This is a genomic window from Bradyrhizobium sp. CFUWI, from assembly GCF_056429085.1.
This window is the reverse complement of record NZ_JBWJZE010000002.1, coordinates 268,377-286,056: the sequence shown is the minus strand read 5'-3', so window position 1 is coordinate 286,056 and position 17,680 is coordinate 268,377. Positions and strand designations below refer to the sequence as shown.

General features: G+C 64.0%; 12 protein-coding genes and 1 pseudogene. 8 read left to right on the top strand and 5 right to left on the bottom strand.

Features of this window, described 5'->3' with window-relative positions:
- Positions 1 to 23 precede the first annotated feature (23 nt).
- The 5 genes from AC066S_RS05160 to AC066S_RS05140 all read left to right on the top strand — a co-directional run bounded on the left by AC066S_RS05160 (position 24) and on the right by AC066S_RS05140 (position 5,353).
- Positions 24 to 1,175 (top strand): ABC transporter ATP-binding protein, encoded by a 1,152-nt coding sequence (locus AC066S_RS05160; protein WP_478269080.1) that lies wholly within the window; start codon positions 24 to 26, stop codon positions 1,173 to 1,175.
- Positions 1,168 to 2,115 (top strand): carbohydrate ABC transporter permease, encoded by a 948-nt coding sequence (locus AC066S_RS05155; protein ID WP_478269079.1) that lies wholly within the window; start codon positions 1,168 to 1,170, stop codon positions 2,113 to 2,115. Before AC066S_RS05160 ends, AC066S_RS05155 begins: the two co-directional genes overlap by 8 nt.
- Positions 2,112 to 2,948 (top strand): carbohydrate ABC transporter permease, encoded by an 837-nt coding sequence (locus AC066S_RS05150; RefSeq protein ID WP_126256371.1) that lies wholly within the window; start codon positions 2,112 to 2,114, stop codon positions 2,946 to 2,948. The genes AC066S_RS05155 and AC066S_RS05150 overlap by 4 nt, the downstream gene beginning before the upstream one ends.
- Positions 2,949 to 2,976: 28 nt before the next feature.
- The gene (locus tag AC066S_RS05145) at positions 2,977 to 4,257 is read left to right on the top strand and encodes an ABC transporter substrate-binding protein (RefSeq protein ID WP_478269078.1); all 1,281 of its coding nucleotides are present in this window, start codon (positions 2,977 to 2,979) and stop codon (positions 4,255 to 4,257) included.
- 271 nt (positions 4,258 to 4,528) lie between these two features.
- Complete coding sequence (locus AC066S_RS05140) at positions 4,529 to 5,353, top strand: phosphodiesterase (RefSeq protein WP_478269077.1); 825 nt, start codon at positions 4,529 to 4,531, stop codon at positions 5,351 to 5,353.
- An 83-nt stretch (positions 5,354 to 5,436) separates the two neighbouring features.
- On the opposite strand, the gene AC066S_RS05135 is transcribed toward AC066S_RS05140, so the two are convergent.
- Positions 5,437 to 6,501, bottom strand: a complete 1,065-nt coding sequence (locus AC066S_RS05135; protein WP_478269076.1) for a class I SAM-dependent methyltransferase — start codon at positions 6,499 to 6,501, stop codon at positions 5,437 to 5,439.
- 192 nt (positions 6,502 to 6,693) lie between these two features.
- Here AC066S_RS05135 and AC066S_RS05130 point away from each other — a divergent pair, with 192 nt between their 5' ends.
- Together AC066S_RS05130 and AC066S_RS05125 are read left to right on the top strand one after the other, a co-directional pair.
- Entirely contained in the window at positions 6,694 to 7,296 is a 603-nt protein-coding gene (locus AC066S_RS05130) for a TetR/AcrR family transcriptional regulator (protein WP_478269075.1), read from the top strand.
- Positions 7,297 to 7,305: 9 nt separating this feature from the next.
- Complete coding sequence (locus AC066S_RS05125; protein WP_478269074.1) at positions 7,306 to 9,420, top strand: alpha/beta fold hydrolase; 2,115 nt, start codon at positions 7,306 to 7,308, stop codon at positions 9,418 to 9,420.
- 170 nt (positions 9,421 to 9,590) lie between these two features.
- Here the strand turns inward: AC066S_RS05125 and AC066S_RS05120 are convergent.
- Positions 9,591 to 9,934: pseudogene (locus AC066S_RS05120) on the bottom strand (transglutaminase-like domain-containing protein); the annotation flags it as partial.
- Positions 9,935 to 10,076: 142 nt separating this feature from the next.
- Here AC066S_RS05120 and AC066S_RS05115 point away from each other — a divergent pair.
- Positions 10,077 to 10,694: a cyclic nucleotide-binding domain-containing protein gene (locus AC066S_RS05115; RefSeq protein ID WP_478269073.1), complete on the top strand. Its 618-nt coding sequence runs from the start codon at positions 10,077 to 10,079 to the stop codon at positions 10,692 to 10,694.
- 116 nt (positions 10,695 to 10,810) lie between these two features.
- On the opposite strand, the gene AC066S_RS05110 is transcribed toward AC066S_RS05115, so the two are convergent.
- The 3 genes from AC066S_RS05110 to AC066S_RS05100 are packed head-to-tail and all read right to left on the bottom strand — an operon-like array spanning position 10,811 to position 17,520.
- Entirely contained in the window at positions 10,811 to 11,689 is an 879-nt protein-coding gene (locus tag AC066S_RS05110) for a transglutaminase family protein (protein WP_478269072.1), read from the bottom strand.
- Positions 11,686 to 14,223, bottom strand: a complete 2,538-nt coding sequence (locus AC066S_RS05105) for a circularly permuted type 2 ATP-grasp protein (RefSeq protein ID WP_478269071.1) — start codon at positions 14,221 to 14,223, stop codon at positions 11,686 to 11,688. The genes AC066S_RS05110 and AC066S_RS05105 overlap by 4 nt, the downstream gene beginning before the upstream one ends.
- A gap of 27 nt (positions 14,224 to 14,250) precedes the next feature.
- A complete protein-coding gene (locus AC066S_RS05100; RefSeq protein WP_478269070.1) occupies positions 14,251 to 17,520 on the bottom strand; it encodes a transglutaminase family protein in 3,270 nt (1,089 codons plus the stop codon).
- Between the last annotated feature and the right edge of the window lie 160 nt (positions 17,521 to 17,680).

The window sequence follows — 17,680 nt, the reverse complement described above, 5'->3', positions numbered from 1 at the left end:
GGCCAGCAGGGGACTAAGCGCGCATGGCGCAGATCGAACTTTCCGCAATCCGCAAGTCCTTTGACGGCACGGACGTCCTGAAGGGCATCGATTTCCGGATCGAGGATGGCGAGTTCATCTCGCTGGTCGGTCCTTCCGGCTGCGGCAAGTCGACCCTGCTCCGGATCATCGCCGGGCTGGAGCCGCAGAATTCCGGGCAGGTCCGCATCGACGGCGGCCCCGTAGACGACATTCGTCCCAGCGCGCGCAACCTCGCGATGGTGTTTCAGTCGTATGCGCTTTATCCGCATCTGAGCACCTTCGACAACATTGCAGTACCGTTGCGGATGCGGCGTCTCTCAGCGATCGAACGGCTGCCGCTGCTCGGCCCGCTGCTGCCGGGCCGGCGCGCCAAGGAACGCGTCATCCGCGCCGACATCACAGCCATCGCCGAGCAGCTCGATATCGCGCCGTTGCTGCGGCGCAAGCCCGGGCAATTGTCCGGCGGACAGCGGCAACGCGTTGCTGTCGGGCGCGCCATGGTGCGCGAGCCCCGAGCCTTCCTGTTCGACGAACCGCTCTCCAATCTCGACGCAAAGCTGCGTGTCCATATGCGCGCAGAGCTCGCCGAGCTGCATCGCCGTCTCAAGGCAACGTTCATCTATGTCACGCACGACCAGGCCGAGGCGATGACCATGTCGAGCCGGATCGCGGTCATGATGGGCGGAGAACTGATCCAGGCCGGCACGCCCGCGGAAATATACAACGATCCCGACGACATCCGTGTTGCCGAATTCATCGGCAGCCCCAAGATCAATATCCTTCCCGGCCGGATCCGGAAGGATGGCGGCATCGACGTGCTGGGGATCGCTCTGCGGCTTGCGTGCGGCGCGACCGCGGGCGACTGCCGTGTCGGCGTGCGCCCGGAGCGGATCGAACTGGGCGCGGGGCCATTTTCCGGAAGCGTCGTTCATCTGGAAAACCTCGGCGCGGAGGCCTTCGTACACCTTGCGATCGAAGGCGCCGGCTTGCGCCTGATCGCGCGGCTCGCCGACGTCAGGCACTTGCCTGCGATGGGCAGTCCCGTCGCGTTCGGTTTCGCCCCCGACGCGGTGCGGCTGTTCGATGCGGCCGGGAAACGGATCGAGCCGAGAGTGGAGCAGGCCGAGCGCATCCGTGAGGCCGCCCATGTCTGACGGCTCCATGACCATTGACGCGGCGATCGTCCCGGCTGCCGCCGCGAAGCGGGCGTTGCCGGCGCATGGCAGCCGGCGCACATATTCCGCTTACGCCCTGGTGACGCCAGCCGTAGCCCTCATGCTGGTCATGCTGCTTGGTCCGCTCGCCGGCGTGATCGCCCTCTCCTTCACCGATTATCAGCTCGGCGCGCCGCATTTCTCCTGGATCGGGCTCGCCAACTACCAGGACCTGCTTGCCGACAAGGTATTCTGGACCGCGCTGCGCAACACGCTGGCTTACGTCGTGGTCGTGGTGCCCGGCGCCGTGATCGCAGGCCTTGCGATCGCGCTCCTGATCCAGAGCGGCACCAGCCTGCGCAGCCTCTACCGGACCATCTATTTCCTGCCCGTGATGGCGACCCTGATCGCCATGGCGGTGGTGTGGGAATTCATGCTGCATCCGCAATTCGGTCTGGTGAACGGGCTGTTGCGCGGCGCGGGCCTGCCGGCCTTCGCCTGGCTGCAGGACCGCAGCACCGCGCTCTATGCGCTGTGCGCAATCGGCATCTGGCAGGCCGTCGGCTTCAACATGGTGCTGTTTCTCGCCGGTCTCGTCTCCATCCCCAAGCAGCTCTACGAAGCGGCCGAAATCGACGGGGCATCGAGCGGCTGGGCACGCTTCCGCCTCGTGACCTGGCCGATGCTCGGGCCGGTCACGACCTTCGTCGTCGTGATCTCAGGCATCCGCTCGTTCCAGGTGTTCGACACCGTGCACGTTCTGACCAAGGGCGGCCCGTCCAAATCCACCGAGGTCCTGATCCACACCATGTACACGGAAGGGTTCGAGTTCTTCCGCTCGGGCTACGCCGCGGCAATCACTGTCGTCTTCCTCGTCTTCGTTCTCGCGCTCACGCTCATCAAGTCGAGGCTCGCCGATCGCGGCGTGCACTACACATGAACCATACGCATTCCGTCACGCTCCGGGCGATCCTCCGCCACGTGCTCCTGATCGCGGGTGCCGCGCTCATGCTGGCGCCCTTCATCTGGATGATCTCGACCGCGTCCAAGCCGCAAACCGAGATCTTCTCCAGCGAGCTGCATTTGATCCCGCACCAGTTCGCGCTGGCGGAGAACCTGCGCGAGGCCTTCGCCAAGGCCAATCTGCTGCGCTTCCTGATCAACGGCCTCATCGTCACGGTCTCGATCTTTGTGCTGCAGGTCATGGTGGCGCTGCCGGCGGCCTACGCGCTGGCAAAGCTTCGCTTCCTCGGTCGCGAGACGCTGTTTGCACTGGTGCTGTTCGGGATCCTGATCCCGCCGCAGGCGACCGCGATCCCCGTCTTCCTGCTGCTGCACAAGATCGGCCTGCTCGACAGCTATGCCGCGCTGGTCCTGCCCTTCACGATCTCGGTGTTCGGCATCTTCCTGATGCGCCAGTTCTTCAAGACCGTGCCCGACGATCTCGTCGATGCCGCGCGCATGGACGGCATCTCCGAATTCGGCATCGTCTGGCGGGTGATGCTGCCCGCCGCGATCCCGGCCCTCACCGCCTTCGGCATCTTCTCCGTGGTCGCGCATTGGAACGACTATTTCTGGCCGCTGATCGTGCTCAACAGCGAGCAATTGCGGACGCCACCGCTTGCCGTCGCGCATTTCCGCAACAACGAGGCCGGCACCAGCTACGGCCCGCTGATGGCCGCGGCGATGGTGATCATCGCGCCGCTCGTCATCGCTTTCCTCTTCGCCCAGCGCCGCTTCATCGAGGGCATCACCCTCACCGGGATCAAGTAACTACGTCACCTCAAACAGGAGTGTATCCATGCTGAAGTCCATCATCGCCGCGGCGGCTCTGTCGCTTGCGGCCGGCTCTGCCCTCGCGCAGTCCCAGACCGAGATCGTGATGCAGTATCCCTATCCGGAGCTGTTCACCGAGACCCACAAGCGCATCGCCGAGGAGTTCGCCAAGGTGCACCCGGAGATCAAGGTCACGATGCGGGCTCCTTACGAATCCTACGAGGACGGCACCCAGAAGGTGCTGCGCGAGGCCGTGACCAACCAGATGCCGGACGTGTCCTTCCAGGGCCTGAACCGCATCCGTGTCCTGGTCGACAAGAACATCCCGGCCCCGCTCGACGGCTACATCGCGGCCGAGAAGGATTTCGACAAGCAGGGCTTCCACCAGGCGATGTACGACATCGGCACCGCCAGCGGCAAGGTCTACGCCCTGCCCTTCGCGATCTCGCTGCCCATCGTCTACGTCAACCTCGACCTCGTGAAGCAGGCCGGCGGCGACGTGAACAATTTGCCGAAGAGCTGGGACGAGCTGATCGCGCTCGCCAAGAAGATCAAGGCGCTCGGCAACGACACCAACGGCGTCACCTATGCCTGGGACATCACCGGCAACTGGCTGTGGCAGGCCCCGGTGTTCGCGCGCGGCGGCACCATGCTCAATGCCGACGAGACCAAGGTCGCCTTCGACGGACCGGAAGGCAAGTTCGCCATCAACATGATCGCGCGGCTCGTGAACGAGGGCAGCATGCCCAACCTGGACCAGCCGTCGATGCGCGCGGCGTTCGCGGCCGGCAAGACCGGCTTTCACGTCACCTCGACCTCGGATCTCAACAAGGTCACGCAGATGACCGGCGGCAAGTTCGCGCTGAAAACGATCCCGTTCCCCGACGTCGTCGCTCCGAACGGCCGCCTGCCGGCCGGCGGCAATGTCGTGCTGATCCTCGCCAAGGACAAGGCCAAGCGCGACGCCGCCTGGGAAGCGGTGAAGTTCTGGACCGGCCCCAAGGGTGCCGCGATCATGGCGGAGACCACCGGCTACATGCCGCCGAACAAGGTCGCCAACGACGTCTATCTGAAGGACTTCTACGTCAAGAACCCCAACAACTACACCGCGGTCAGCCAGCTCGCGCTGCTCACCAAGTGGTACGCCTTCCCCGGCGACAACGGCCTGAAGATCACCGACGTGATCAAGGATCATCTCAACTCGATCATCTCGGGCGCCCGCGCCAAGGAGCCCGAGGCCGTCCTCGCCGACATGACCGCGGACGTGCAGAAGCTGCTCCCGAAGACCACCGGCGCGGCGCGCTGACCTGACATCCGCCGGCACGGGAAGCCACTAAAGCGGAATGGCTTTAGGTTGACTTGATTGCCACGGGCTCGGTGCAACCTCTCCCGCTTGCGGGAGAGGTCGCGCCAAAGGCGCGGGTGAGGGCTTTCTCCTCTAAGGGGTTATCCCATCGCGGAAAGACCCTCTCCCCAGCCCTCTCCCGCAGGCGGGAGAGGGAGTGCACTTACGCTGTAGCAATCAAACCCGATCTCATCATGTTCTAGCGCCCCGTGCCTCATCACTGGAGATGGCGATGAAACTGCTTCATCTGAGCGACATTCACCTGACCGCGCCCGGCTCGACCATCGGCGGGCGCGATCCGCGCGCCAATTTCGAGCGGGCGCTGGCGCATGCCCTGAAGGATCATCACGATGCCGAATTGATGGTGATCACCGGCGACCTCTCGGATTGGGGCGATCTCGCCGACTATCAATGGCTCAAGCAGCGCCTCGACGAATATCCGCTGCCGGTGCGGCTGTGCATCGGCAACCACGACCGGCGCACCGCGTTCCTGAGCGTCTTCCCGGACCTCGCCGACGACAACGGCTTCGTTCAGGGCATGCACGATACGGCAGCCGGCCGCTGCCTGTTCCTCGACACCGCCCATCCTGAAACGCACGCCGGCCGCTATTGCGACGATCGCCTCGGCTGGCTCGAGGCACGGCTTGCCGAGCATGACGGGCCGTTCCTGATCTTCATGCACCATAATCCCATGCCGGTGCATCTCGTCCCGTTCGACCAGATCGGCCTGCTCGACGAGGCTCCATTCCGGCATCTCATCAATCGCCATCGGGCCAAGATCCGCCACGTCTTCTTCGGGCATTGTCACTTGCCTCTTGCAGGCTCGATTGCCGGCGTCCCCGTCTCGTCGCTGCGCGGCACCAACCATGCGAGCTTTCCGCTCTTCTCCGAGACGAAGCTGCTGAGCGCCTGCGACCTGCCGCAATCCTACGGCGTCGCATTTTTCGGGGAGGACTATGTGACCGTACACATGGTGGAATACGGCTATGACGGTCCTATCCGCACCCAAGGTTCGCCCGACTACAAGGCTTGGGATCGCGAGACCATGGTTCGGTGACCGGCGAGCGCCCGCGCGCCAAGCCTCTCCCAGCCTCAGGCCCGGAGACCGGGAAGAGAGTTGCTCGCGAAATTCACAGCAAACTAGACTCTGGCCTCGAGGACCATATTGAACGGCCCTTCGGCGGCGCGCCGGATTTGCCGGAAACCACCCTCTTTCAACACCTCCGTGAGTTTCGCCTCTCCGGCCTGCGCGCCGAGAGCCTCGCCGACCTCCTGCGCAAGTGACGTCGGCACACAAATCATTGTCGAAGCGTTGTAGTAGAGACGGCTCACGGGGTTTCCGACGTTATCGGCCGGATGATCCGCGGCGATCGGCTCGACGATCATCCAGGAGCCCCCGGGCTTTAACAGATCCCGAACGTGTCTGGCACATCCCTTTGGGTCGCCCATGTCGTGCAGGCAGTCAAACATAGTGACAAGATCGAACTCCCGCTCAACGATATCCTTGGCCGGCGCCGCTACGAAGCGCACGCGCTCGGCTAACCCGTGGGCCTTGGCATGGGCATTGGCCTGTTCGATCGAAGGAACGTGGAAATCGTAGCCGACGAAAGAACTCTCCGGGAATGCTTTCGCCATCAACAGCGTCGAGAAGCCCACGCCGCAGCCGATGTCCGCAACCCTTATGCCGCTCTTCAGCTTGTCCGTCATGCCCTCCAGCGCAGGAAGCCAGGCCTGAACAATGTTGTTGACATAGCCCGGCCGGAAGAACGAGCCGACCGCACAAAACAGGCATCCAGAGCTTTCTCCCCAGGCGACTCCGTTTCCGGTCTTAAACGCCTCTTCGACCTTTGGCCGGCCTTCTACCATCGCCGCAGCCAAATCAAACGCTCCTTCAAGGTATACGGGACTGTCCTTGACTGCGAACACCATGGCCTGCTCCGGGGTTAAGCTGAACCGCTGGTCTTTTCTGTCGAAGGCGATATATCCATTTGCCGCCTGCGCAAGTGCCCATTCCTGCACGTATCGTTCGGCAAGTCCCGTTCGCTTGGCGAGATCGGATACAGTTGAGGCGCCGTCGCGATGCAGCGTGTCAAACAAGCCAAGCCGGAAACCGATACCGGCCGTTGGGACGCTGAACGCACCCCCGAGATCTCCCAGCATCTTCCCGACGAGCGCACCGAGCTTGTCGTTGTCGATAATGGTCATGACCTAACTCCATTATTTTGCGGACCAGAGCCTAATTCGGTCGATCGACCAATTTCGGTCGGTCGGCCGAATTATGGCTTGGACCGAGTTGGAGTCAAGCCCGTTCGGTTCTTTCTGAATGCTATCGGGTTATGCTAGACTTCGGTCGACCGACCGAATTTATGCATCACGAAACAATCTCGCAGAGGGGTAATGGCGCGGACATTGGCAAAAGTAGATACCAGCACGGTGGTTTTGGAGGCCGCCAAGAAGGTGCTTCGGCAGAAAGGTTACGCCAAGCTATCTACCCGCGATGTGGCCGCTGCCGCGGGCGTTCCGCTTAGCCAGATCCACTATCACTTTGGTTCGAAGCAGGGGATGCTGCTTGCGCTATTCGAGTATTTGAATTCGCAACTGCTCGATCGCCAGAGCGTGCTATTCCACGACAAAACGCTCAAATTATCGGAACAGTGGGACAAGGCCTGCGACTACCTCGATGAAGACATTGGATCGGGATATGTTCGTGTGCTGCAGGAGCTTATCGCGGCGAGCTGGGCCGATGGCGCGGTGGCAAAAGTTATTCAAACCGGCATCATGGGATGGATTACGCTCATTGGCGAACTGGCGCGGCGCGCCGAGCGCGAGTTTGGCGGATTGGGCCCGTTTACCGCGGATGAAGTCGCGATTCTAGTCGGCAACGCCTTCATTGGTGCCGAGAGCCACTATCTTCTCGGCCTTGAGAAGAAAGGCGCCCCCGTTCGGCAAGCGCTTCGCCGCTTCGGCGATCTGATCCGCATCATGGAATCACTGAAGTGAGGTGACGTCATGCGCGCCAAACTGCCGGTCCAGGAAGGAACTGTCGAGCGCGACGGCGTCAAGCTCCACTACGAGATCTACGGCGATGGCACCGAAACCATCGTTTTCGTGCCCCCATGGAGCATCGTTCACTCCCGCGTGTACAAGGGGCAAGTTCCCTATTTCGCCGAACGGTTTCGCTGTGTGACCTATGACCCTCGCGGGAATGGCAAATCCGATCGGCCAGACGACATCGCGGCATACTCTCTCAACAACCTTGTTGCGGATTTACTCGCCATCATGGATGCGACAGCAACAGGAGCTGCAGTTTTGGTTGGCCTTTCATTAGGCGGCATGATCATCAGCATAATGGCTGCACACCACGCTGACCGCGTCAGGGCTGCTGTGCTGGTCGGCACGTCGGCCGTCATCGGGCCCAGCCATCCCTATATGACAACGAGCCATTTTCAGCTCAAGCGCACGAATTTTGACGAGTGGGGCAAGTACAACGAGGATTATTGGCTCTCGGATTATCCGGATTTTGCCGCACACTTTGTCGGCAACATTTTCTCCGAGCCGCACTCAACGAAACAGATTGAAGACGCAGTTGGCTGGGCCAACGAGACGACAGGGCCTATCCTGGCTAAAACGGTCCATGCGAGGTCGATTCCACCAGCCTTCGATGTGAGCGAGGCGATGTACCGGAAGATCAAATGTCCGGTGATGATGATCCATGGAGATGACGATCGCATTCAGCCCTACGCTCGCGGACGACTCGTCGCGGAACTGACGGGTGCCGAGTTCACGACGATCGAGGGTGGAGGCCACAATCCACTCGGGCGTGCTCCGGCAAAGTGCAACAGATTGATCTCCGAATTTCTTGAGCGCAAGCTCGGCCTGCCGGTCAGAGCGAGGCCGAATCTATCGCGCTCCAAACCGCGGCGAGCGCTCTACTTGTCGTCGCCGATTGGGCTCGGGCATGCCCGCCGCGACATCGCCGTCAGTCGTGAACTGCGCAAGCTCGTTCCGGGTTTACAGATCGACTGGCTGGCGCAGGATCCCGTCACGCGGCTACTGGCCTCCAGCGGCGAGACAATACATCCCTTGAGCGGCCGTCTCGCCAGCGAAACACGTCACATCGAACAAGAATCCGGCGAACACGAGCTTCACGCTTTTCAAGCCATCCGCCGCATGGACGAAATCCTGGTTGCCAATTTCATGACGTTTCAAGACGCTGTCGAAGAGGAGCAATACGACCTCGTGATCGCCGACGAGGCATGGGATATCGACCATTACTGGCACGAGCACCCCGAACTCAAGAGAGCTCCCTTAGTCTGGTTTACGGATTTCGTAGGCTTTATCCCCATGCCCTCAGGCGGCCAGCATGAAGCGTTCCTGACCACCGATTATAACGCCGAGATGATCGAGCATATCGAACGACACCCTACCGTGCGCGATCTGGCGATATTCGTCGGGGAAACCGCGGACATTGCCCCCATGTCATTTGGAAAGGATCTCCCATCCATGCGCGAATGGGTGCCGAAGCACTTCGGTTTCGCGGGCTACGTCATGGGCATGCACCCGCAAAACTTCGGCGGCCGGTCAGAATTGAGAGAGACGCTCGGATACGCAGCGGACGAGAAGGTCTGCATCGTGACGGTCGGCGGATCCGGCGTGGGCGCTCACTTGATCAAGCGAATTCTGCAAGCCTGGCCAACCGCCAAAGCGAAAATCCCAGAACTCCGGATGATTGTCGTTGCAGGCCCCCGCATCGATCCGGTCTCATTGGGAGCGCCAGTCGATGTTGAGGTTGTTGCGTTTGTGCCCGATCTTGATCGCCATCTCGCTGCGTGTGACCTTGCGCTGGTCCAGGGCGGCCTGACGACTTGTATGGAGCTAACGGCGGCTGGTACGCCATTCATCTATTTTCCGCTGCGCAATCACTTCGAACAGAACTTCCACGTTGCCCATCGTCTGGATCGATACCAGGCCGGACATCGCCTGGAATTTGCCAACGTCAGCCCCGAAGAGATCTCGGAAGCAATGGTCACGGCTCTCCGTGAACCAGCTCGATCCAAATCTGTGGAAGCCAACGGCGCCGAACGCGCAGCGCGCATGATTGCACAGCTGCTTCAGGCCTCCTGACTGGCAACAAACGTTTACGTAGCTGCCAGAAGCCTATCAGAGCTACCTGTCCTTGTCTGAACTCGACCGAAACAGCCCCGCACGTCCGATTGGGCCACGAGCTGCCGATGAAATTCGGGATTGCAGACTTCCGCTTTGCGTGAGTCAGCCGACGCTTGTTCGCACACGCCCTACTCCACCAGCAGCACGTCGACCGCGACGCCGAGCTTCTGCTTGGGCGAGCCGACGATGATGCCGTCGACCCGCGAGACGTCGGAAAAGTCGCGCCTCGTGGCAAGCACGACGTGATCGTTGCCGATGAGGCGATCGTTGGCTGGATCGAGGTCGGTCCAGCCGAGCTCGGCCCCGCACCAGAGCGACACCCAGGCATGGGTGGCGTCGGCGCCCTGCAGCGCGGCTGGCCCGGCGGCGGAATAGTGCGCAGTTATCCGCTGACATAGGCTGCGGGCAGCCCGAGCCCGAGCAGCCCCGCAATCATGACATGGGCGAAGTCCTGGCAGCCCCCGTGACGCTTGTGGCGACGGCCAGAGCTGCGTTCCGAATGTGAAGCCCAGGAGGAGAGCTCAACGCTCTCGCTCAGCCTCATTTTTGCCTCATGTCGCAAGCGACTCTAGCGGCATACTTTCCGATATTGATCGCGCCGGTCGGGCACCAAAATGACCTTGGTTGAAGCTATAGGCTATTTGGCGTCGGCTCTTGTCCTGCTGACGTTCTGCATGAGCACAATGCTAAGTCTGCGTGCGGTGGCAATCTGCAGCAACTTCGCGTTCATCAGCTACGGTTTGGCGGCCGGGCTTTACCCCGTCCTCATTCTGCACATCGTCCTGCTTCCTTTGAACGTGGTATTTCTCCTTCGCATGACGATTTTGCTTCGGAAGGCGAAGCTCGCAGCGGCCACCGATCTTTCGCCGTTGTGGATGCAGCCATTCATGTGGCCGAAGCACTTCAGAACAGGGGAGACGATCTTCAGGAAGGGCCAGCACGCCGATTTACTTTACATCGTGGTATCGGGTGAAGTCGAGCTTCCGGAGATCAATCAGCGACTTTCGGCAGGTGATCTCTTTGGCGAGATTGGATTGTTTTCCTTAGAGAGGCGACGTACGCAAACCGTGACTGCAGCAACGGATGTGGATCTGCTTTGCATCAGCGACCAAGCATTGAAAAAGCTATGCGAGCGTAACCCCGGCTTATCGTTGTACTTCCTGCGACTGACAGCTACTCGAATGACTCAAAATGCCTCGCGGCTGGCTTCTATCGGTACAGACGCCAACTGAGTTCTCGCTCGGATCGCCTCCTTTCCGAATCCGCAACGGGTCACAAGCTGCGGATCACATCTAGATCAGCAAACTCCCGCTTTGCGTTGGTAAGCCGGCGCCTATGAGTACCCGCCCTACTCCACCAGCACCACATCGACGGCGACGCCGAGCTTCTGCTTGGGCGAGCCGACGATGATGCCGTCGACCGGCGAGACGTCGGAAAAGTCGCGCCCGACCGCGAGCACGATATGGTCGTTGCCAATCAAGAGGTCGTTGGTCGGGTCGAGATCGACCCAGCCAAGCTCCGCCCCGCACCACAGCGATACCCAGGCATGGGTGGCATCGGCGCCCTGCAGGCGGGGCTGGCCCGGTGCTGGAATGGTGCGCAAATAGCCGCTGACATAGGCCGCCGGCAGACCGAGCCCGCGCAGCCCCGCGATCATCACATGGGCAAAATCCTGACAGACGCCGTGGCGTTTGTCGAAGACCTCGCCGAGCGGGGTCGAGATCACCGTCGCCTTGGGGTCGTAGCGGAAGTCGGCGCGGATACGGTGCATGAGGTCGACCGCGCCTTGGAGGATGCCCGCGCCGGGTGCAAAGCTCAAACTCGCATAGGCGCTGACCGGGCGCAGCACCGGCACCAGCGGGCTCGCAAAGACATAACCGATCGGCGAGGACGGCCCGAGGCTCGTCGCTTCGAAGGCGACGTCACGGATGCTTTCCCAGGGCGGACTGACGGCATCGCGCGGCGGCGGCCGGCGTGACACAGCGACGCGCGAGCGCGAGTCGATCCGCAGGTTGCGATGCGCGGCCTGGATCACGATGCTCTCGGTCAGCGTGCCGAAGAAATCGCGCCGTACATTGCGCTCGGCAGGCCGCGGACGGATCTCGACGCCGTGCGAGATCAGCTGCTGGCCGCCGCCGCTTCTGGGCTCGAGCCGCAGCGTGCAGCGGGCGAAGCTGACGGGACTCTCGTATTCGTAGGTGGTGACGTGACGGATGTCGTAGATCACGCCAGCCCCGTCAGCTTTTCCGGCCGGGCGGCATTGGGGCCGTGCGGGAAGTAGTGCTGTCCGATCGCCTCCGCGAGGCTGAGCAGGTCCTGCTCCAGCGCAAACAGCATCTTGACCTCGAGCTTCTCGGCCTCCGCCGTTGCAAGCATCGCCTGCATCGCCACCGCGAGCCGCTGCGGCTTCTCGATCAGGCCGTGCTCCTTCAGGCTCGGCAGCGCTTCAATATGCTCGTTCAGCGCCGTCACCTGGAACGCCACCGAGCGCGGATTGTAGGGATCGAGCACGGCGAGGTCGCGCACCGGCGCCAGGATCGGCGCCAGCAGATAGCGCGAGCGGTAGGTGATCTGGCAGTCCACCAGCGTCAGCAGGATGTCGAGGTCCTCGTCGCCGGCCTCGTCATGGGCGAATTGCCGCGTGAAGCGCGTGGTGTTGATGGCGCGCTCGACGCGGCGGCCGATGTCGAGGAAGCGCCAGCCGGCGGCGCGGTTCATGTTCTCTTGCGCCAGGCCTGCGAAGCTCGCCAGCTCCTGCAAGGTCAGCTCGGCCGCGCTCAGCACGCTGTCGTCGTCCTCGACCTCATAGGCAAGGCGCTCGGCCATCTCGGTGATGACCTGCCAGGCATCGGGCGACAGCCGCTCGCGCAACGAGGTCGCCGTGCGCTGCGCCGCGCGCACCAGCGACAGGGCCGAGCCGAAACGCGCCTCGCTCTGCAGCGCTTCGGCCGCGATGCGCCCTGCGGCCGCGCGCGAGGTTTGCGAGACCGCGCCCCAGGCCACCAACAGGCGCTGGATGCGCTCGGCCGATTGCAGCGAGGCCGCGGTGCCCTTGTTGGGCCCGCTCGGCGAGCCCAAAGCGCGCACGAGGCGCAGCGTTGCCTCGGCGCGTTCGAGATAGCGGCCGAGCCAGAACAGATTGTCGGCGGCGCGGCTCGGCAGCACGCCGGCGATGCGGCGGATGCGGACCTTGTCGGTCGCCGGCAGCAAGGTCGCGGTCGAGACCTGCTTGTCGGAGACCACCCAGACGTCGGCGGCACGCGCACCGTCGCCCATCGACACCGCGCGCGCGTCCGCCTGCTCGGCGATGCGGCAGAAGCCGCCGGGCATGATGGCCCAGCCGTCGGGCGTCGCCGCCGCGAACACGCGCAGCACGAAGGGACGCGGCGTGATCTGGCCCTGCTCCCACACCGGCATGGTCGAGAGCCGCACCACCTCCTGGCCGACATAATCCATGCCGCGCGCGGCGATGGCTTCGACCAGGCGCTGGCGGTCGCTCGCATCAAGCTCGCTCGCGAGCACCGGACCGCTGGAGTCGAAGCCGGGCACGCCGCGCCGGTAGGCGCCTTCGATCGCGACCTCGTCGAGCCGCGCCAGCACCTCCTCGCGCGCGACGCGCTGGCCGCACCACCAGGTCGCGATATGCGGCATCTTCAGCTCCTCGCCGAGCAGGCGGCGGCTGAGCGCCGGCAGGAAGCCGAGCAGCGCCCGCGCCTCCAAAACGCCGGAGCCCGGCATGTTGGCGACGACGACGCCGTCCTTGCGCAGCACGTCGATCAGGCCGGGCACGCCGAGATGCGAGGACGCATCGAGCTCGAGCGGATCGAGCGAGTTGGAATCGACCCGGCGCAGCAGAACGTCGAGCCGCTTGAGGCCGGCAACGGTGCGGATGTGGATGCGGTTGTCGCTGACGGCGAGATCGTCGCCCTCGACCAGCAGGAAGCCGAGATAGCGCGCCAGCGTCGCATGCTCGAAATAGGTCTCGCTGAAGCTGCCCGGCGTCAGCACGCCGATGCGCGGCTCGTCACGATCGGCGCGCGCTCGCAGTGAGTCGCGGAACGCCTCGAAGAACGGCGCGACGCGCGGCACGTTCATCGACTTGTAGAGGTCGGAGAAGGCGCGCGAGAGCACCAGGCGGTTCTCCAGCGCGTAGCCCGCGCCCGATGGCGCCTGGGTGCGGTCGCCGAGCACCCACCAGCGGCCGTCGGGCCCGCGGCCGACATCGGCGGCATAGAGCGACAGATAGCGCCCGCCCGGCGGCGGCACGCCGCAGACGGGACGGAGGTATTCGGGGCTGCCGGCGATCGCGGCCGCGGGCAGCGCGCCCTCGGCGACCAGGCGTCCCTCGCCATAGAGGTCGCGCAGCACGCGTTCGAGCAACTCGGCGCGCTGGGTGATGCCGGCGCAGAGCTGCTGCCAGTCGGCCTCGTCGATCAAAAGCGGCAGATGGCTGATCGACCAGGGCCGGTCGGCGCTGTCGCCGGGGGCCCGGTAGGTGACGCCGGCCTCGCGGAGGTGGCGGTCGGCCATGCCGAATCGCCGCTCGATCTCGTCCGGCGCGAGCGCGCCGAAGGCCTCGAAGAAGCGGCTCCAGACCGCGCGCGGGGCGCCGTCGGGGCCCAGGAACTCATCCGGAATGCCGGGCAGGCGGCGATAGTCGCGGACCCATTGCGCGAAGCGGCGCTGGCCTTCACGCTGGCTCTCACGTTGTCCTGGCGCCCTACCCGCCTTGTCGTCCTCTTCGGCTGCGCCCTCGGCCATGCGCCTCTCCCTGCCCCACCATCATACTCATTGCAGGAGCGGGGTCCGCAAGTCGAGGGTCAGGGGGAACTCATTTGTGCGTTCCTCGGGCGGGGGCCGGATGGGCCCCGGCGTGTGGCCGTGGTCCTGGAAGCGCGCCAGACGCCGCGCCTCGGCTTCATAGGTGTTGACCGGCTTAGTGTCGTAGCTGCGGCCGCCCGGATGGGCGACATGGTAGACGCAGCCGCCGAGCGAGCGGCCGTTCCAGCTGTCGATCAGGTCGAAGGTCAGGGGCGCGTGGACCGGAATGGTCGGATGCAGGCCGGAAGCCGGCTGCCAGGCCTTGAAGCGGACGCCGGCCACGGCCTCGGCCGAGCGGCCGGTCGAGGTCATCGGCAGGCGGCGGCCGTTGCAGGTGACGATGTGGCGTCCCTCGACGAACCCCTCCGCCTTGACCTGGAGCCGCTCGACCGATGAGTCGACATAGCGCACGGTGCCGCCGGCCGAGCCCTCCTCCCCCAGCACGTGCCAGGGCTCCAGCGCCTGGCGCAGCTCCAGCGTCACGCCGCCATGATGGACGCGGCCGAAGGCGGGAAAGCGGAATTCGAGCTGCGCCAGATACCATTCCGGCTCGAACGGATAACCGAACTGCTTGAGCTCGCCGAGCACATCCAGAAAATCGTCCCAGATGAAATGCGGCAGCATGAAGCGGTCATGCAGCGCGGTGCCCCAGCGCACGAACTTGCCGTGTTGCGGCTCGCGCCAGAATTTCGCGATCAGCGCGCGGATCAACAGCTGCTGCGCCAGCGACATGCGCGGGTCCGGCGGCATTTCGAGCGCGCGGAATTCGACGAGGCCGAGCCGGCCGGTCGGTCCCTCCGGCGAATAGAGCTTGTCGATGCAGATCTCGGCGCGGTGGGTGTTGCCGGTGATGTCGACGAGCAGATGCCGGAACAGGCGGTCGACCAGCCATAGCGGCGCCTGAGTGCCCGGCGGCGGCACGTGCGAGAGCGCGATCTCGAGCTCGTAGATGCTGTCGTGCCGGGCTTCGTCGATGCGCGGCGCCTGGCTGGTCGGGCCGATGAACAGGCCGGAGAAGAAGTAGGACAGCGAAGGATGTCGCTGCCAATACAACACGAGGCTCTTGAGCAGATCCGGCCGGCGCAGGAACGGCGAGTCCGGCGGGCTCGAGCCGCCGACCACGACGTGGTTGCCGCCGCCGGTGCCGGTGTGGCGGCCGTCGACCAGGAAGCGGTTGGCGCCGAGGCGAACCTTGCCGGCATCCTCGTAGAGGCCGGTGGTGATCTCGACCGCCTCGCCCCAGCTCTTCGCCGGCTGGATGTTGATCTCGATGACACCGGGATCGGGCGTCACCTTGATCACCTCGATGCGCGGATCGAACGGCGGCGGATAGCCTTCGACATGGACGGGGAGCTGCATCTCCTCGGCGGTGGCTTCGAGCACGGCGACCAGCTCGAGATAATCCTCGATGCGCTCGACCGGCGGCATGAAGGCGCAGATGACGCCGTCGCGGACTTCCACCGACAGCGCGGTGCGCACCGGGACGGCCGTGTTGAGCTGCTCGGGCGCGGCCCGCGGCGGCGATTCCGGGCGCGCGGCGAGCGTGAACACGGGCAGCTTGCCCCGAGCCTCCATCGGATCCTGTTCGACGATGTAGGGATATTGGTTGGGCGGCACGTATCCGAGCGAGCCGAGCGGCAGGCGCAGGCCAAGAGGCGAATCGCCCGGCATCAGGAACAGATGATTGCGCCGGAGAGCCCAGCGCTCGCTGCGCCAGCGCGGCGGCGCGTTCCAGCGCTGCACCGGCAGCACGAAGCCGCGCGGCGTACTCAGCCCCTCGTCGAACACGCGTGCCATGCGCGCGCGCGCCTCCGGATCGGACAGTTTGGAATCGGTGGGATCGACGTTGACGGGAAGCTCGGCTTCCTTCTGGAGCCAGTAGGCCGTGTCCTCGTAAGCCGGGATGATGTAGCCGGGATCGAGCCCGAGCCGTGCTGCCGTGACCTCGATGAAGGTCTCGGCATCCTTCACCGCGGCGCGCCGCGGATGTTCGATGCTGGCGATCAGGTCGGCGTTCTTCCAGATCGGCACGCCGTCCTTGCGCCAGTACAAGCCAAAGGCCCAGCGCGGCAGGCTCTCGCCCGGATACCATTTGCCCTGGCCGTAATGCAGAAGACCGCCCGCGCCGAAGCGCGTGCGCAGGCGGCGGATCAGGTCGTCGCCAAGCGCGCGCTTGGTCGGGCCGACGGCTTCCGTATTCCACTCCGCCGCTTCGAGATCGTCGACCGAGACGAAGGTTGGCTCGCCGCCCATGGTGAGCCGTACGTCCGCGCTCGCGAGATCGCCGTCGACCTGTTCGCCGAGATCGTTGAGCCGCGCCCAGGATTCGTCGGAGAACGGCTTTGTGATACGCGGCGCCTCGCGGATGCGCTTAACGCTCATGTCGAAGGCGAACTCGACCTCGGCAAAGCCGGCGCCGCCCGAAATCGGCGCCGCCGAGCGATAATGCGGGGTGGCCGCAACCGGGATGTGGCCCTCGCCCGCGAGCATGCCGGAGGTCGCGTCGAAGCCGATCCAGCCGGCGCCGGGCAGATAGACCTCGGCCCAGGCGTGCAGGTCGGTGAAGTCGTTCTCCACTTCCGGCGGCCCTTCGATCGGATCGATGTCGGGGCGGATCTGTACGAGATAGCCGGAGACGAAGCGCGCGGCGAGCCCGAGATGACGGAAAGTCTGGATCAGCAGCCACGCGGAATCGCGGCATGATCCGGCGGACGAGGCGAGCGTCTCCTCCGGCGTCTGCACGCCCGGCTCCATCCGGATGATGTAGCGGATCTTCTTCTGCAGCTCGCGATTGAGCTCGACCAGGAAGTTGACGGTGTTCGGAGCGTCCTGCGGGATCGAGTCCAGATATTTCGCAAACAGGCGATCGGGCTTGACCGTCTCGAGATACGGCGCGAGCTCGGTCTTGAGATCCTTCGTGTACTCGAACGGAAAGCTGTCGGCGTACGGCTCGACGAAGAAGTCGAACGGATTGACCACCGTCATCTGCGCGGTGAAGTCGACCTCGATCTTCAATTCGGTCGTCTTCTCGGGAAAGACGTAGCGGGCGAGCCAGTTGCCTTGCGGATCCTGCTGCCAGTTCACGAAATGATTGGATGGCGTGACCTTGAGCGAATAGCTCAGGATCGGCGTGCGCGTGTGCGGCGCCGGGCGCAGGCGGATGGTCTGCGGACCGAGGTCGATCGGGCGGTCGTACTTGTAGTGCGTGACATGATGCAGTGCGACGTAGATCGACACGGGGTGCGGTGCTCCAGCAGCTTTTTTGAGCAGAACACCTGAAGTGGGTGCGATCAAGCACTAACAACGGGCAGCGCGTGCCTAGGAAGTATCCCGGTCACACCGTAGGCCGGATGGCGCGCCACATGTGCAGTCTCGTAGGGTGGGCAAAGGCGCGCGC

Bases quoted from the DNA above. Each gene is read 5' to 3' on its own strand.
- AC066S_RS05150 (WP_126256371.1), top strand. From the start codon at position 2,112: ATGAACCATACGCATTCCGTCACGCTCCGGGCGATCCTCCGCCACGTG.
- AC066S_RS05145 (WP_478269078.1), top strand. From the start codon at position 2,977: ATGCTGAAGTCCATCATCGCCGCGGCGGCTCTGTCGCTTGCGGCCGGC.
- AC066S_RS05105 (WP_478269071.1), bottom strand. From the start codon at position 14,223: ATGGCCGAGGGCGCAGCCGAAGAGGACGACAAGGCGGGTAGGGCGCCA.
- AC066S_RS05115 (WP_478269073.1), top strand. From the start codon at position 10,077: ATGACCTTGGTTGAAGCTATAGGCTATTTGGCGTCGGCTCTTGTCCTG.
- AC066S_RS05130 (WP_478269075.1), top strand. From the start codon at position 6,694: ATGGCGCGGACATTGGCAAAAGTAGATACCAGCACGGTGGTTTTGGAG.
- AC066S_RS05155 (WP_478269079.1), top strand. From the start codon at position 1,168: ATGTCTGACGGCTCCATGACCATTGACGCGGCGATCGTCCCGGCTGCC.
- AC066S_RS05160 (WP_478269080.1), top strand. From the start codon at position 24: ATGGCGCAGATCGAACTTTCCGCAATCCGCAAGTCCTTTGACGGCACG.
- AC066S_RS05125 (WP_478269074.1), top strand. From the start codon at position 7,306: ATGCGCGCCAAACTGCCGGTCCAGGAAGGAACTGTCGAGCGCGACGGC.
- AC066S_RS05135 (WP_478269076.1), bottom strand. From the start codon at position 6,501: ATGACCATTATCGACAACGACAAGCTCGGTGCGCTCGTCGGGAAGATG.
- AC066S_RS05140 (WP_478269077.1), top strand. From the start codon at position 4,529: ATGAAACTGCTTCATCTGAGCGACATTCACCTGACCGCGCCCGGCTCG.